Below are 15,673 nucleotides of genomic sequence, written 5' to 3' on the forward strand. Positions count from 1 at the left end.
TCACCGCGTGTGCCGTCGGCAACCTGTCGCCAGGACCCACTCTGACATTAGAACGGGCTCCTTGCAAACCCCTCGACTCTTCAGCTTCGCACTCTCTCGTTCTCGGTAGGACTTATCCCTACCGGTCGGTAGGGTTTTGCGATACGCTGAGGTGGACGCACCGACGCGTACCAGAACAGGGAGTGACCCAGACGTGACCCAGACGACCGAGACCACCACCCGTGCCGGCGGCCAGCCGTTCGACATCGAACGCACCCTCGCCGCCCTCACCCTCGAGGAGAAGGCCGGGCTGACCTCCGGCCACGACTTCTGGAACACCAAGACCGTCCGCCGCCCCGGTGACCAGGGGCAGGACGAGGGCCAGGACGCCGTCCTGGTCCCGGGCGTCATGGTCACCGACGGCCCCCACGGGCTGCGCAAGCAGCGCGCCGACGCCGACCACCTCGGCATCGGCGACAGCGTCCCCGCCACCTGCTTCCCGCCCGCCGTCGGCCTCGGCTCGACCTGGGACCCGACGCTGCTGCGCCGCGTCGGCGAGGCGCTCGGTCGCGAGACGGCCGCGAACGACGTCGCCGTCCTGCTCGGCCCGGGCATCAACATCAAGCGCTCCCCCTGTGCGGGCGCAACTTCGAGTACCTGTCCGAGGACCCGGTCATCGCGGGCGACCTCGGCGCCGCGCTCATCGAGGGCGTCCAGTCCCAGGGCGTCGGCACCTCGCTGAAGCACTTCGCCGTCAACAACCAGGAGGCCGACCGCATGCGCGTCTCGGCCGACGTCGACGAGCGCACCCTGCGCGAGATCTACCTCGCCGGCTTCGAGCGCGCAGTCACGAAGGCGTCACCGTGGACCGTGATGTGCTCGTACAACCGCATCAACGGCACCTACGCCTCCGAGAATCACTGGCTGCTCACCGAGGTCCTGCGCGACGAGTGGGGCTACGACGGCCTCGTCGTCTCCGACTGGGGCGCCGTGAGCGACCGCGTCCCCGCGCTCGCCGCGGGGCTCGACCTCGAGATGCCCGCGAACGGCGGACGCACCGACGCCGAGATCGTGGCCGCGGTCCGCGCCGGCGAGCTCGACGAGGCCGTCCTCGACCAGGCCGTGCGCCGCGTGCTGCAGCTGCTCGACCGGTCCCTGCCCGCCGTGCAGGCCGACGTCACCTACGACGTCGACGCCCACCACGCGCTGGCGAAGGAGGCCGCAGCCGCATCGGCCGTCCTGCTCAAGAACGACGCGGTCGGCGACGCCCCGCTGCTGCCGCTCACCGGCGGTGAGGACCTCGCCGTCGTCGGCACGTTCGCGACCACACCCCGCTACCAGGGCGCAGGCTCGTCGCAGGTCAACCCGACCCGCCTCGACGACGCCCTGACCGCGCTGCGCGCCGCGACCGGGGTCGAGGTGCCGTTCGCCGCCGGATTCACGGTGGACGCCGACCCGACCGAGGCCGCGACCTCGGACCCGGAGCTGCTCGCGGAGGCCGTCGAGGTCGCCCGCGCCGCCGGCACCGTCGCCCTGTTCCTGGGTCTGCCCGCGTCCTTCGAGTCCGAGGGCTACGACCGCGCCCACATGGACCTGCCGGCGAACCAGCTCGCGCTCGTCGAGGCCGTCACCTCGGTCAACCCGCGCGTGGTCGTGGTCCTCGCCAACGGCTCCGCCGTCGCGGTCTCCGGCTGGCAGGACGCCGTCCCCGCCGTCCTCGAGGGCTGGCTCGGCGGCCAGGCAGGCGGCAGCGCCGTGGCCGACCTGCTCCTCGGCGCCTCGGTGCCGTCGGGCCGGCTCGCCGAGACGATCCCCCACCGCCTCGAGGACAACGCGTCGTTCGGGAACTTCCCCGGCGAGCTCGGCCACGTCCGCTACGGCGAGGGCATCATGGTCGGCTACCGCTGGTACGACGCGAAGAAGATCGACGTCGCGTACGCGTTCGGTCACGGCCTGTCGTACACGACCTTCGGGTACGGCGACGTCGTCGCCACGGTCGCCGGCGAGGGCAGGACCGCGCAGGTCACCGTCACGGTCCCGGTCACCAACACGGGCTCCGTCGCCGGGGCCGAGGTCGTGCAGGTCTACGTCGGCGACCCGGCGTCGCAGGTCCAGCGCCCCGAGCGGGAGCTCAAGGCCTTCGCCAAGGTGTGGCTCGAGCCCGGCGAGACGACGCAGGTCGAGCTCACGCTCGACGCCCGCGACCTGTCCTACTGGCACCCGGTGCTGCGCCGCTGGGTGATCGAGGGCGGCGAGTTCGTCGTGTCGGTCGGCGCGTCGTCGCGCGACCTGCGCGGCTCGGTCACGGTCGACGTGACGGGCGAGCCGGTCGTCACCCCGGTGACCGAGTGGTCGACGTTCGGCGAGGTGCTCGCGCACCCGGTCGGTGGCGAGATCCTGCGCGGCGCGATGGCGGCCGCGGGCGACGGCGCGGCGATCCCGGACGACATGCTCAAGATGGTGCTCGACATGCCCATGCGCGTGATCGCCGGATTCGAGGGCATGGCCCTGGACCACGCGCAGCTCGAGCAGCTGATCGCGGCGGCGAACGCCCCCAGGGCTGACACCTCCGTCCCGACGGACGCCGGCCGCGGGCCCTCGACCGACACCCGTCGGGAGAGGGGCCCTTCGCCGTCCGGCACCGGTGGGCACCACCTACGTCACCCGCACCAGTCGTGTCACGTGCGCCACGTGCCGCACCGAGCGACACCGGGTGCCGCACGTCAGCAGAGCCCGAGCTCCCGGAAGATCGTGACGAGCCCGGCCTGACGCGGTCCGGGACCGACCCGGTCCGCCGCGGCGAGCACGCGAGGGTCCGACCCTTCGATCGCGACACCGATCCCGGCGTGCTCCAGCATCTCGAGGTCGTTCAGGCCGTCGCCCACGGCGACCACGTGCTCGCGCGGGACGCCCAGGTGGGCCGCGGCGGCCTCGAGGCCGACCGCCTTGTGCACGCCGACCTGGAAGAGCTCGCCCGCCCACCCGGTCATCCCCGGGATAGACGAGGGCACCACGTCGATGCCGGGGCCGATCTGCTCGACGAGCTCGGCGCTCTCGACCGGCGAGGCGAAATAGGCGATCTTGCCGAACGACCGGGCGGCCGGGTCGGTCGTCGGCTGCAGGGCGGCCAGCAGGTCCGCGGCGCCGCCCCGCTCCGCGTCGGTGGTCGCCGGGGGCGGGCCGCCGCCGAGGAACTCGGTGAAGATCGGGGCGAGGCGTGCGCGCGCGGCAGGCCGGCACCACAGGTCCGCCGGCGCCTCGAGGATGTACGGGATGTCGTGCGCGTCGAGCGCCGCGACCGCCCGGCGCGCGAGCTCCGCGGGGATCCGCCGGTCCGCGACGACCTCGCCGGCCACCTCGACGTAGGCTCCCGCGCCGGCGACGATCCCGTCGAACCCGGCGGCCAGGAGCGCCGGCGGGAGCATGGCCTTGGGCCGGCCCGTGCAGAGGAGGACCGCGTGCCCCTGCGCGCGGGCGGCGCGCACCACACCGACGTGCGCCTCGGGGACGGCGCCCTGATCGGCGTAGGTGCCGTCGACGTCGAGGAACACGGCGCGACGCGCGCCGTCGACGACGTGCGTGCTCACCGGGTGCTCACCGGCTCAGGCCCGGGCCGGAGCGGCGTCCGAAGCAGGAGCCGGGACGGCCACCGTCATGTCGATCCGCGCGACGAGGCGCAGGTGGTCGAGGAGCACCTGCGCCATGTCCACCCGCGGCCCCTGCGCGTCACGCCCGAGGAGCCACTGGATCTGCAGTCCGTCCATGAGGGCCACCACCGCACGCGCGGTGGAGTCCGGGTCGGTGGCGGCGGGCATCTCCCCGGCGGTGATCCGCGACTCGATCTCCGTGCGCATCGCGGTGATCGTCATGTCGTACCGGTTCTGGAAGTACTCGTGCGCCGGGTGCCCAGGGGACGTGGCCTCGGCCGAGAGCGAGCTGTAGAGCTCGACGATCCCGGGCCGCTGCTGGTTGCGCTCCACGAGGCGGACCAGGGCCTGGAAGAAGTCGTAGCCGCCCTCGAGGTCGGCCTGGAGCAGCTCGTTGTCGGCCTCGTCCCGGTGCTGCAGGACGGCGGCCAGCAGGTCGGCCTTGGTCGGGAAGTGGTGCAGCAGCCCGGGGTGCGAGATGCCGACACGCGCCGAGATCTCGCGCAGGGACGCGGAGTTGTAGCCGACCTCGCCGAACATCGCCGTCGCCGACTCGATGATCTGCTCGCGCTTGCGCCTCCCCTTGGCGTAGCCGCGCGGGCCTTCCGGGGACTTCTCGGTGGGCATGGGGTGCTCCTGTCGGAGGTTCGCGGGGGTCTCCCGCGGCTCGTTGGTCGAAGGCTCGTTGGTCGAAGTGCGACGGTACCGCGCGGCCGCGGCCGAACCCTTCCCATGATACCGACCAGGTGGTAGCGTATTACTTACCAAGCGGTCGGGTTTGCTCGACACAGGGCTTCGATACCGGGCCTCTACGCAGAGTCTCGACGCAGAGACGACCGCACAGATCGCGACCCGACGGCGGGTCGCCGGCACAGGAGCGTCACCGATGACCACACCTGCCCCCGCAGTCGAGCCCGTCCTGCCCCTGGACGCCGGCCCGGCGAAGGCCCCCAAGGGCTACCTCCCGGGCGTCTCGTTCGCCAGCTTCGGCGTCTACCTCGCGCTACTGACCCCCGTCATGGTCGCGATGGCCTTCAAGATCCAGCACGTGGACCCCGAGAACGCCGTGAGCAGCCTCGGCCTCGTGCTCGGCGTCGGCGCCTTCTTCGCGCTCGTCGCGAACCCGCTGTTCGGTCGGCTCTCCGACCGGTCGATGTCCCGCTTCGGCCGCCGCCGGCCCTACATCGTCGGGGGCGCACTCATCGGGGCCCTGGCACTGACGGTGATCGGCTTCGCCGAGAGCGTCACCGTGATCCTCGTCGCCTGGTGCGTCGCACAGGCCGGGTTCAACGCGACGCTCTCCGCCGTCATCGCGACCCTGCCCGACCAGGTGGCACCGGCCGGGCGGGGCAAGGTCTCCGGCATGATCGGCATCGCCACGCCGATCGCGATCCTCGCCGGCTCGCTCGTCGCCAACGCGTTCCAGTCGGACGTCCTGCGCTTCGTCGTCCCGGCGGCGATCGGCCTCGTCGCCGCGATCGCCTTCGCCCTCGTGCTGGACGACAAGCCCCGCCAGACGCCGCCCGCCGAGAAGTTCAGCGCCAAGGAGTTCTTCGGCTCCTTCGTGTTCAACCCGCGCAAGCACCGCGACTTCGCGTGGACCTGGCTGACGAAGTTCCTCGTCATGTTCGGCTACGCCGGCATCGCGACCTACCTGCCGTTCTACCTCACGGACCGCTTCGAGCTCGCGGAGGCCGAGGCCACGAGCGTCATCGTCCTGGCGAACATGGCCTCGGTCGCGATGATGATGATCTCCTCACCGCTCGGCGGCATCCTCTCGGACAAGATCGGCAAGCGTCGCCCGTTCGTCGCGATCGCCGGCGGCATCATGGTGGTCGGCCTGCTCCTGCTGGTCGTCGCCCCGACCGTCACCGTCCTCATCGTCGCCCAGGCGATCATCGGGCTCGGCGCCGGAGCATTCCTCTCCGTCGACCAGGCGCTGGCCACCCAGGTCCTGCCGAACCCGGACGAGGCCGCGAAGGACCTCGGCGTGCTGAACATCGCCAACGCCCTGCCCCAGTCCCTCGCGCCGGCCATGGCGCCCGCCGTCATCGGCTTCGGCACCGCGATCGGTGTCGGCGGCTACCAGACCTGGTACCTCTTCGGCGCGCTCGTCGCCCTCGCCGGCGCAGTGCTCGTCTACCGCATCAAGGGAGTCAAGTGATGACCGCAGTCACCAGCACGACGAGCACGACCGGGACGGCCGGGACGGCCGGGACGAGCAGCACCGGGTCGCCCGCACCGGTGCCGGTCGACGCCCCCTACCGGGACCCGGCGGCCCCGGTCGACGAGCGGGTGGCGGACCTGCTCGACCGCATGACCCTCACCGAGAAGGCCGGGCAGCTCTTCCAGACCATGGTCGAGATCGGCCCCGGGGGCACGATCGCCGACGGCCCGTCCGCGATGGGCGTGCCCACGGCGGCCGACATGGTCCTGGGACGATCCATGACGCACCTCAACGTGCTCATGGCGCCCCCGACGGCGCGCGAGTTCGCACTGTGGCACAACCGGCTGCAGGACCTCGCGGCCTCGACGCGGCTCGGGATCCCCGTCACCGTCGCGAGCGACCCGCGCCACTCCTTCACGGACAACCCCGGTGCGGCGCTGCTCTCCGGCCCGTTCTCCCAGTGGCCCGAGACGCTCGGGCTCGCGGCGACGCGCGACGAGCGCCTCATGGAGGAGCACGCGGACGCGGCACGGCGCGAGTACGTCGCCGTCGGGATCCGGACGGCGCTGCACCCGCAGGTCGACCTCGCCACCGAGCCCCGCTGGTCCCGCGCCGCGGGCACCTTCGGGGAGGATGCCGAGCTCACCGGCCGCATGGGCGCCGCGTACGTGCACGGGCTCCAGGGCACGGGGGACGTCGCGCGCGAGCAGGGGGTGACCGGCGACTTCGGTACCGCGTCGGTCTCGACGATGACCAAGCACTTCCCGGGCGGCGGCCCGCAGCAGGACGGCGAGGACCCGCACTTCGCGTACGGCCGCGAGCAGGTGTACCCGGGCGGCGAGTTCGCCCGCCACCTCGAGCCGTTCAAGGAGCTGCTCGCCGCCGGGACCCGCCAGATGATGCCGTACTACGGCATGCCCGTTGACCTCGAGACGAGCATCGGCGACGGAGCCCCGGAGCGGATCGAGCAGGTCGGCTTCGGCTTCAACAAGCAGATCCTCACAGGGCTGCTGCGCGACGAGCTCGGGTTCGACGGGATCGTCTGCACCGACTGGGGCCTCGTCTCGGACGCAGAGATCATGGGCCAGCCGTTCCCCGCGCGGGCCTGGGGCGTCGAGCACCTGGCCCCGATCGACCGGGTGGAGAAGATCCTCGCCGCAGGCGCCGACCAGCTCGGCGGCGAGGCCTGCCCCGAGCTCGTCGTCGAGCTCGTGGAGTCCGGTCGCCTCGACGAGGCGCGCATCGACGCGTCGGTCGCCCGGCTGCTGCGCGAGAAGTTCGTCCTGGGGCTCTTCGACGACGCCCGGTACGTCGACGTCGAGAAGGCCGCGGACGTCGTCGGGCACCAGGACCTCGTGGCCGCCGGCCGGCTCGCCCAGTCACGCTCGGTGACGGTCCTCGCCACGGGCGCGGGTCCCGGGTCCCACGGCGCCCCCCACCTCCCCCTCGCTCGGAACCTGCGGGTGTACCTCGAGGGCGCGACCGACCTGGGTGCCGCTCCCGTCCTCGACGGGGCGGACCTCGTGGGCTCGCCCGAGGAGGCCGACGTCGCGATCCTTCGGCTCAAGGCGCCCTACGAGCAGCGGGGCACCGGGTTCGAGGCCTTCTTCCACGCCGGGTCGCTCGACTTCCCGCGCGAGGTCGTCGACCACGTGACCTCCGTCGCCGCCGTCGTGCCGACCGTCGTCGACGTCTATCTCGACCGACCGGCGATCCTCGAGCCGATCGTCGGGCCGGTCGTGGACGGGGGCGGCAGCGTCGTCGTGAACTTCGGCGCGAGCACCCCCGCGCTGCTCGACGCGCTCACCGGCGCCGTGCCTCCCGAGGGCCGGCTGCCGTTCGACCTGCCCCGGTCGATGGCCGCCGTCGAGGCGTCGCGCGAGGACGTCCCGTTCGACACCGTCGACCCGCTGTTCCGGTTCGGCCACGGGCTGACGGTCTGACGTCGGCAACGGCCGCACTCGACGCCGCCGCCCTCGATGCCGCGCTCACTCGCGACCAGTTTGCCCGGATACACACAGGTCGCACACAGTCCCACCCCGTTCTCGGCACAGGATGCACGGATGGGGTGGTAACGAAACGGTTACGGTCTAGGGGATGTCGGTGACCACGCCGGCATCCCCGTGGCCGCACGCCGAGCGCTGCCGGTGGCCACGGCCCATGACCCAAGGCAGCGACGGGGGACCCACGTTCTCACGGGAGACACGCGACACCGCGTCGTCGCCCTCGGGGTGAAGCCGCGCGGACCACGTCCGCACGGCCGGGCCGACCTCAGGCCCGAACCCGACAGCTCACCTCGCAGGCGACGAGAGGCACCCATGACCAGCAGCACCTCCCTGGACCCCGCGCGCCCCCGTGCCGCGACCGACGAGTCACGGCGCAGCCGCGCCGGCCGCCTGACGCTCAGCGCCCTGCTCGCCACCGTGCTCGTCGGGGGTGCGTCGCTCGCGGCGTCGCCCGCCGTCGCCGCACCGGCCACGACCGGCGCAGCGGCGAGCGTCGCCGCCGCGCCGGTCGCCATGAAGTCGACCGCCGCCAAGCCGAAGCTCAAGCTGTACAAGTCCCGCAGCTCGATCATCTACAAGAAGAAGAGCCCGAAGATCAACCTGCGCGCGACCCACAACGGCAGGGCCGTCAAGGGCCAGGCCGTCATCAAGGTCTCGGGCAAGACCGTCAAGCGGATCTCGCTCTCGAAGACCGGCCGTGCGAGCTACACGCTCTCGAAGAAGATCAAGCCTACGAAGTCCGGCAAGCGGACCATCCGCGTCTGGGTCGTCCCCTCGAAGGGCCAGGGCCTGAAGGCCACGAACAAGGCCTTCAAGGTCAAGGTCTCGAAGACCGGCTCCCGCGTCGTCGACCAGGCGGCGAAGCACGTCGGCACCAAGTACCGCTACGGCGGCACCACCCCGAGCGGCTTCGACTGCTCCGGCTTCACCAAGTACGTCTACAAGAAGTCCGGCGTCAAGACCCTGCCGCGGACGTCGTCCGCCCAGCGGCACGCCGGCAAGAGGATCTCCAAGAAGCACGCCAAGCCCGGCGACCTCATCTGGGCCCCCGGCCACGTCGCCATCTACGCCGGCGGCAACACCATGATCGACGCACCGCGTCCGGGCAAGACGGTCCAGTTCCGGAACATCTACATGTCGAACCCCACGTTCCTGCGGGTCAGCTCGAAGGCGATCAGCATCTGACGCCGCACGATCAGCGGGTCGCGGCAGACAGCGACCCAGCAGCGCACGAGCCCCCCGGACCGGTCGGTCCGGGGGCTCGTCGTCGCCGTGCGGGCGTGGGCACGCCACCTCAGCCGACGCGGAGCTCGAGCCCCCGGAGGAGCCCGCCGCCGGCCCTGAAGCCGGCCCTGCAACGGGTCCTGGCGAGCCGACGAAGACACCCTCGTCCGCCGCACCGGCACGCTCGACCGTCACGTGGGCGCCGTCCGCCACCTCGCCCGCGAGCAGGAGCCGCGCGAGCCGGTCGCCGATCTCCCGCTGGACGAGCCTGCGCAGCGGCCGCGCGCCGTACGCGGGGTCGAACCCCTCCAGCGCCAGCCACTCGCGCGCCTGCGTCGTCACGTCGAGCGTGATGCGCCGGTCCGCGAGCCTCGCCGCGAGCCGCTCGACGGCGAGGTCGACGATGCGCCCCAGCTCCTCGAGGTCCAGCGGGTCGAAGATCACGACGTCGTCGAGCCGGTTCAGGAACTCGGGCTTGAACGACGCCCGGACCGCGGCCATCACGGCGTCGCGCTTCTCGGAGTCGTCGAGGGTCGGGTCGACGAGGAACTGCGAGCCGAGGTTCGACGTGAGCACGAGGATCACGTTGCGCAGGTCCACCGTGCGCCCCTGCCCGTCGGTGAGCCGACCGTCGTCCAGCACCTGGAGCAGCAGGTCGAAGACCTCGGGGTGGGCCTTCTCGACCTCGTCGAGCAGCACCACCGAGTACGGGCGCCGCCGGACCGCCTCGGTGAGCTGGCCGCCCTCCTCATAGCCCACGTACCCCGGGGGCGCACCGACGAGGCGCGCCACCGAGTGCTTCTCGCCGTACTCGGACATGTCGATGCGCACCATGGCGCGCTCGTCGTCGAACAGGAAGTCCGCGAGCGACTTCGCGAGCTCCGTCTTGCCGACGCCCGTCGGCCCGAGGAACAGGAACGAGCCCGTCGGGCGGTCCGGGTCGGCGACCCCCGCCCGCGAGCGCCGCACTGCGTCGGACACCGCGGCGACCGCGGCGCGCTGGCCGATGAGGCGGCGGCCGATCTCGTCCTCCATGTGCAGCAGCTTCTCGGACTCGCCCTGGAGCATCCGGCCCGCCGGGATCCCGGTCCAGGCGGCGACGACCTCCGCGATCTCGTCGGCGCCCACGCTGTCGGCGATCATCGGCGCCTCCTGCCGGACGCCGCGGCCCGCGCCGGCCTCGGCCGTCGCGCCCTCGGGGGCATCGGCCTCCGTGGCGGCACGGTCGGCGCTCTCCTCGGCCTCGGCGTCGGCGAGCTCGCGCTGCACCTGCGGGATCTCGCCGTACTGGAGGCGTCCCGCCGTCTCGAGGTCGCCCTCGCGGACCGCCCGGTCCGCGGCGGTGCGCAGCTCGTCGATCCGGGCGCGCAGGTCACCGATCCGGTTGTGCCCGGCCTTCTCGGACTCCCAGCGGGCGGTCAGCGCGGAGAGCTCCTCGCGCCGGTCGGCGAGGTCCGCGCGCAGGCGGGCCAGCCGCTCGACGGACGCCGCGTCGTCCGACTCCTTGAGCACGACCTCCTCCATCTCGAGGCGCGTCACGGCGCGCTGGAGCTCGTCGACCTCGACGGGCGACGAGTCCATCTCCATCCGCAGGCGGGACGCCGCCTCGTCGACGAGGTCGATGGCCTTGTCGGGGAGCTGGCGGCCGGTGATGTAGCGGTCCGAGAGCGCGGCGGCGGCGACGAGCGCGGAGTCGGCGATCGTCACCTTGTGGTGCGCCTCGTAGCGCTCCTTGAGGCCGCGCAGGATCCCGACGGTGTCCTCGACCGAGGGCTCGCCGACGTACACCTGCTGGAAGCGGCGCTCCAGCGCGGGGTCCTTCTCGACGTGCTCGCGGTACTCGTCGAGCGTGGTCGCCCCCACGAGCCTCAGCTCGCCGCGCGCGAGCATGGGCTTGAGCATGTTGCCGGCGTCCATGGACGAGTCGCCACCGCCCGCGCCCGCACCGACGACGGTGTGGAGCTCGTCGATGAAGGTGACCACCTCGCCGTCCGACGAGGAGATCTCCTCGAGGACCGCCTTGAGGCGCTCCTCGAACTCCCCGCGGTACTTGGCGCCCGCGACCATGGCCGCGAGGTCGAGGGATACGAGGCGCTTGCCCTGGAGCGACGTCGGGACGTCGCCGGCGACGATGCGCTGCGCGAGGCCCTCGACGACGGCGGTCTTGCCGACGCCGGGCTCGCCGATGAGGACGGGGTTGTTCTTGGTGCGGCGGCTCAGCACCTGGACGACGCGGCGAATCTCGGAGTCGCGGCCGATCACCGGGTCGAGCTTCCCGTCGCGGGCCTGCGCGGTGAGGTCGACGCCGTACTGCTCGAGGGCCTTGTACGTGCCCTCCGGGTTCGGGCTGGTGACGCGGCCGCTGCCGCGCACGGCGGGCAGCGCGTCCCGCAGGGCCTCCGCGGTCGCGCCGGCGGCGGCGAGGATCTGCGCAGCGGGCGACGAGCCGGCGGCGAGGCCGATGAGCAGGTGCTCGGTGGACACGTACTCGTCGCCGAGAGCCTCGGCCTCCTTGCCGGCCAGGTCCATGAGGGTGCCGGTGGCCCGCGAGGCGGTGGGCTTGGAGACGGCCTCGCCCGAGGCGCTCGGCAGCGCGACCAGCTGGGCGCGGACCTTCTGGCCGATCGCCTGGGTGTCGGCGCCGACGGCGTCGAGCAGCCCGGCGGCGACACCGCCCTGCTGCGCGAGGAGCGCGGCGAGGACGTGGACGGGCTCGAGCTGGGGGTTCTTGGCCGCCGACGCGCTCTGAATCGCGTCGGCCACGGCCTGCTGCGACATGGTGGTGAACTTCGTGTCCACGGACCCTCCTGTACGGGTGCTGCGGCCGGGCCCGCTGCCCGGCGCTGTCTCTGCTGGTGCCAACCTCGGCAGAGTTGAGTCTATTCCGCTCAACCCTGCTCCGCCCAATGTGGCGCCACGCTCCACGGCCGCGTCCGATTCCCGCTAGCCCTGCCGGACGGCGGCCCGCAGGATGGTCCTATGACCTCGGCAGCACCCACTCCGGCAGCACCCACCGCGGCAGCGCCCACCCCGGCAGTGCCCGCGGCCGGGGACCTCGCGCCCGACCGCGTCTTCGACGACCGGTACCGCGCGATCGACGCGCGCGACCGCCGGTTCGACGGCCAGTTCGTCACCGCCGTGCGCACGACCAGGATCTACTGCCGCCCGTCCTGCCCGGCCCGGACCCCGCGGCGCGAGAACGTCACGTTCTACCGCACGTCCGCCGCAGCCCACGAGGCCGGGTACCGCGCGTGCAAGCGCTGCCTCCCGGAGGCGGTCCCCGGGACACCGGACTGGAACGTCACGCACGACGTGGCGGCCCGCGCCATGCGACTCATCGCCGACGGACTCGTCGACCGCGAGGGGGTCGGCGGCCTCGCCCGGAGGCTCGGCTACTCCGAGCGCCACCTCGGCCGCGTCCTGACCGCCGAGCTCGGAGCCGGCCCGCTCGCCCTAGCCCGCGCCCAGCGGGCGCAGACCGCACGCACCCTCGTCACGTCGTCCGACCTGTCGTTCGCACAGATCGCGTTCGCGTCGGGCTTCGGGAGCATCCGCCAGTTCAACGACACCGTGGCGGCGGTGTTCGCGACGACCCCGAGCGAGCTGCGCGCCGCCCGCCGGACGACGGCCCCACGGCCCACGCCGTCCGACACCCCAGTGCCGTCCGACACCCCACCGCCGTCCGACACCCCACCGCCGTCCGACACCCCACCGCCGTCCGACACCCCACCGCCGAACCGGTGGTTGAGCGCGGTCGCGCCGCCAGGATCACGAGATTCCACCGGTTCGGCGGCTGGAACGACCGGTTCGGCACGCCGCACCGACCCGACGACACCGTCCGACGATCAGGACCGACCGCTCACCGTGGACCTCACGCTCCCGCTGCGCGAGCCCTTCGACGCCGCGGGGGTCTTCGGGTGGCTCGCGGCCCGCGCGCTTCCCGGTATCGAGATCGTCGAGACCAGCGAGATCGCCGAGACCAGCGAGACCGTGGAGACCAGCGAGATCGTCGAGACCACGGAGACCGTCAAGACCGCCACATCCGCCGCCGGCACCTCGACCGGCCCGAACTACCGCTATGCCCGCACCGTCGCGCTCCCCCACGGTCCGAGCGCGATCGACGTCCGCTGGCTCCCGGACGCCTCCGCCGGCCGGAAGTTCGTCCTGCGGCTCCACCTCGCGTCGCTCGCGGACCTGCCCGCCGCGGTCGCGCGGACCCGGCGGCTCTTCGACCTCGACGCCGACCCGACCGCCGTCGACACCGCGCTGGCGCGCGACCCGCACCTCGCCGGGTCGGTGAGCGCGACCCCGGGTATCCGGGTCCCCGGGGCCGTCGACCCGCACGAGATGGTTGTGCGCGCGATGGTCGGCCAGCAGATCAGCGTGGCTGCGGCCCGCACCCACCTGACCCGGCTCTCGGAGGCGGGCACCCGGGTCGACGTCGGCGTCCCCGGCCTGGACCGGCTCTTCCCCGACCCCGCCCAGGTGGCCGAGCACGCGCCCGCGCGCCTGACCGGACCGCGGCGCCGCATCGACGCCGTCGCCGCCACGGCGGCGGCGCTGGCCGACGGCTCCCTTGCCGTGACGAGCGCCGAAGACCCCGCGGCGATGCGCGCCGCGCTCCTGGACCGGCCCGGGATCGGCCCGTGGACCGCCGACTATCTCGTGATGCGCGTGCTCGGCGACCCCGACGTGCTCCTCGCCTCGGACGTCGCGCTGCGCACCGGCGCGAAGACCCTGGGGCTCCCGGACCCGCGGGGGCGCGGGGCCTCGTACGACACCCGGTCCGACACCCGGTCCGACACCCGGTCCGGCACCCGGCACGACACCCTGCCCGCCCCCTACGCCGACTGGGCCCCGTGGCGCTCGTACGCATCGATGCACCTGTGGCGCGCGGCGTCACCCGCCACGCCCCGGCCGTTCACGCCCCGGCCCGACTCACCCCAGCCCGCCGCACCCCAGCCCACCGCAGCGGGCACGAAGGAGAACCCATGAGCAGCACGACGAGCAGCACCACCGTGACGAGCACCGCCGTGATGAGCACGACCCTGGCCACCCCCGACGGCCCCTTCACGGTCGTCGCCCGCTCCGGGGGCGCCGTCCTCGCCTCCGGCTGGACGGACGACGTCGCGAGCCTCGTCGCGCTCGTCCACCCGAGCATCCGCCCGGTCGACGTCGAGCAGGTGCCGGACGGCGCGGCCGCCCTGGCAGGCCCGGTCGCCGCGGTCCGCGCGTACTACGCGGGCGACCTGGCCGCGCTGCGTGCCGTCGACGTCGAACAGGTGTCGGGGCCGTTCCGTCAGTCGGCATGGGACACCCTGCGGGACGTCGACCCAGGAGCCCCGGTGACCTACACGGAGTACGCGCAGCGGTGCGGCAGGCCGGCGGCCGTGCGCGCCGCGGCGGGTGCGTGCGCCCAGAACGCCGCGGCCCTGTTCGTCCCGTGCCACCGGGTGCTGCGCTCCGACGGGACGCTGGGCGGGTTCCGCTACGGCCTCGGCGTGAAGGAGTCGCTGCTCGCCCGCGAGCGCGAAGCGGACCCGGCCGGCACACCTGCTGCCTGGGCCGGGCCGACGGTCACGCGCTGAGCGACGCGTCCTCGGGCGCCGAGACCGTGAGCACGGCGCCCGCGACGACCTGCTCGGCTGCGAGCCCGCGCTCGATCACGGCCAGCCGCCGCCCGACGTCGGACTCGGCGTCGTCGCCCTCCAGGTCGACCGCCGCGACGACGTACAGGGAGCGGGGGCCGACGAACTCGATGCGCAGGTAGGTGACGCGCACGACGCCGTCGCACTCGAGGATCCGCTGCAGCACGAGGACCCGGGTGCGGGGCTCGACGCCTTCGCCGACCAGGAAGCGGCGGTTGCGGTCGATGAGGATCACGGCGACGACCCCGAGCACGAGCCCGACGACGATCGACCCGATGGCGTCGGGGACCGGCGAGCCGGTGATCTGGTGCAGGCCGACCCCGACGAACGCCACGAGCAGCCCCACGAGCGCTGCGGCGTCCTCCGCGAAGACGGCGCGCACCGTCGGGTCGGAGGTCCGCAGGACGTGCGAGAGCAGCTCGCGCTCGCCCGCGCGCGCCTCGGCCCTCGACTGCTTCACGGCCTGGAGGAACGAGAACCCCTCGAGCAGGAACGCGAACCCGAGCACCGCGTACGCGATCCCGTAGTCGTCGGCCGGCTCGGGGTGGACCAGCTCCTGGATGCCGTGCGTGATCGACACCCCGGCACCGATCGCGAAGAGCCCGATCGCCGCGAACATCGACCAGACGTAGGCCTCGCGGCCGTGCCCGAGCGGGTGCTGGGGCGAGGCGGGCCGCCGGGCGCGCTTGTCGGCGATCAGGAGGAACACCTCGTTCCCCGTGTCCGCCCACGAGTGCACGGCCTCCGCCATCATCGACGCGGACCCCGTGAGCACCGCGGCGAACGACTTGGCGACCGCGATGACCGCGTTCGCGGCGAACGCGATGACCACCGTGAGCGTGCTCTCGGTGGCCTCGCCGTCACTGCTCGCGCCGACCGAGCCCGCGAGCCTCGCCCCGGTCGTGACGTCGCGCTCCGGGGTGTCGGACGCCGGCCCGGGGGTCGGGTCCGTCGGCTGGGGCTGGGTCATGGGATCCGTCCTACCACGCGCCCGGCGCGCAG

General features: G+C 73.1%; 8 protein-coding genes and 2 pseudogenes. 6 read left to right on the plus strand and 4 right to left on the minus strand.

Going from position 1 to position 15,673, the window contains the following annotated elements:
* Positions 1–244: 244 nt before the first annotated feature.
* A pseudogene (locus QUE47_RS04370) lies at positions 245–2,532 on the plus strand (glycoside hydrolase family 3 C-terminal domain-containing protein); the annotation flags it as partial.
* A 170-nt stretch (positions 2,533–2,702) separates the two neighbouring features.
* On the opposite strand, the gene QUE47_RS04375 reads toward QUE47_RS04370, so the two are convergent.
* Positions 2,703–3,566, minus strand: a complete 864-nt coding sequence (locus tag QUE47_RS04375) for an HAD hydrolase family protein (RefSeq protein ID WP_286218720.1) — start codon at positions 3,564–3,566, stop codon at positions 2,703–2,705.
* A gap of 15 nt (positions 3,567–3,581) precedes the next feature.
* Positions 3,582–4,253 (minus strand): TetR/AcrR family transcriptional regulator, encoded by a 672-nt coding sequence (locus QUE47_RS04380; RefSeq protein WP_286218721.1) that lies wholly within the window; start codon positions 4,251–4,253, stop codon positions 3,582–3,584.
* 259 nt (positions 4,254–4,512) lie between these two features.
* Here QUE47_RS04380 and QUE47_RS04385 point away from each other — a divergent pair, with 259 nt between their 5' ends.
* From QUE47_RS04385 to QUE47_RS16585, 3 genes are all read left to right on the plus strand, one after another.
* Positions 4,513–5,790, plus strand: a complete 1,278-nt coding sequence (locus QUE47_RS04385; RefSeq protein WP_286218722.1) for an MFS transporter — start codon at positions 4,513–4,515, stop codon at positions 5,788–5,790.
* A complete protein-coding gene (locus QUE47_RS04390) occupies positions 5,790–7,736 on the plus strand; it encodes a glycoside hydrolase family 3 protein (protein ID WP_286218723.1) in 1,947 nt (648 codons plus the stop codon). The genes QUE47_RS04385 and QUE47_RS04390 overlap by 1 nt, the downstream gene beginning before the upstream one ends.
* A 576-nt stretch (positions 7,737–8,312) precedes the next feature.
* Positions 8,313–8,984 (plus strand): C40 family peptidase, encoded by a 672-nt coding sequence (locus tag QUE47_RS16585; RefSeq protein WP_350227729.1) that lies wholly within the window; start codon positions 8,313–8,315, stop codon positions 8,982–8,984.
* 138 nt (positions 8,985–9,122) lie between these two features.
* Here the strand turns inward: QUE47_RS16585 and clpB are convergent.
* A pseudogene (gene clpB, locus QUE47_RS04400) lies at positions 9,123–11,822 on the minus strand (ATP-dependent chaperone ClpB); the annotation flags it as partial.
* 180 nt (positions 11,823–12,002) lie between these two features.
* Here clpB and QUE47_RS04405 point away from each other — a divergent pair.
* Together QUE47_RS04405 and QUE47_RS04410 are read left to right on the plus strand one after the other, a co-directional pair.
* Positions 12,003–14,018 (plus strand): DNA-3-methyladenine glycosylase 2 family protein, encoded by a 2,016-nt coding sequence (locus QUE47_RS04405; protein WP_286218724.1) that lies wholly within the window; start codon positions 12,003–12,005, stop codon positions 14,016–14,018.
* A complete protein-coding gene (locus tag QUE47_RS04410; protein WP_286218725.1) occupies positions 14,015–14,611 on the plus strand; it encodes a methylated-DNA--[protein]-cysteine S-methyltransferase in 597 nt (198 codons plus the stop codon). Before QUE47_RS04405 ends, QUE47_RS04410 begins: the two co-directional genes overlap by 4 nt.
* On the opposite strand, the gene QUE47_RS04415 is transcribed toward QUE47_RS04410, so the two are convergent.
* Positions 14,601–15,641 carry a cation diffusion facilitator family transporter gene (locus QUE47_RS04415; RefSeq protein ID WP_286218726.1) on the minus strand — a complete coding sequence of 347 codons (1,041 nt, stop codon included), beginning with the start codon at positions 15,639–15,641 and terminating at the stop codon, positions 14,601–14,603. The genes QUE47_RS04410 and QUE47_RS04415 overlap by 11 nt on opposite strands.
* Positions 15,642–15,673: the final 32 nt, after the last annotated feature.

Origin of the sequence: Paraoerskovia sediminicola (genome assembly GCF_030296575.1) — a bacterium.
Lineage (GTDB): Bacteria > Actinomycetota > Actinomycetes > Actinomycetales > Cellulomonadaceae > Paraoerskovia > Paraoerskovia sediminicola.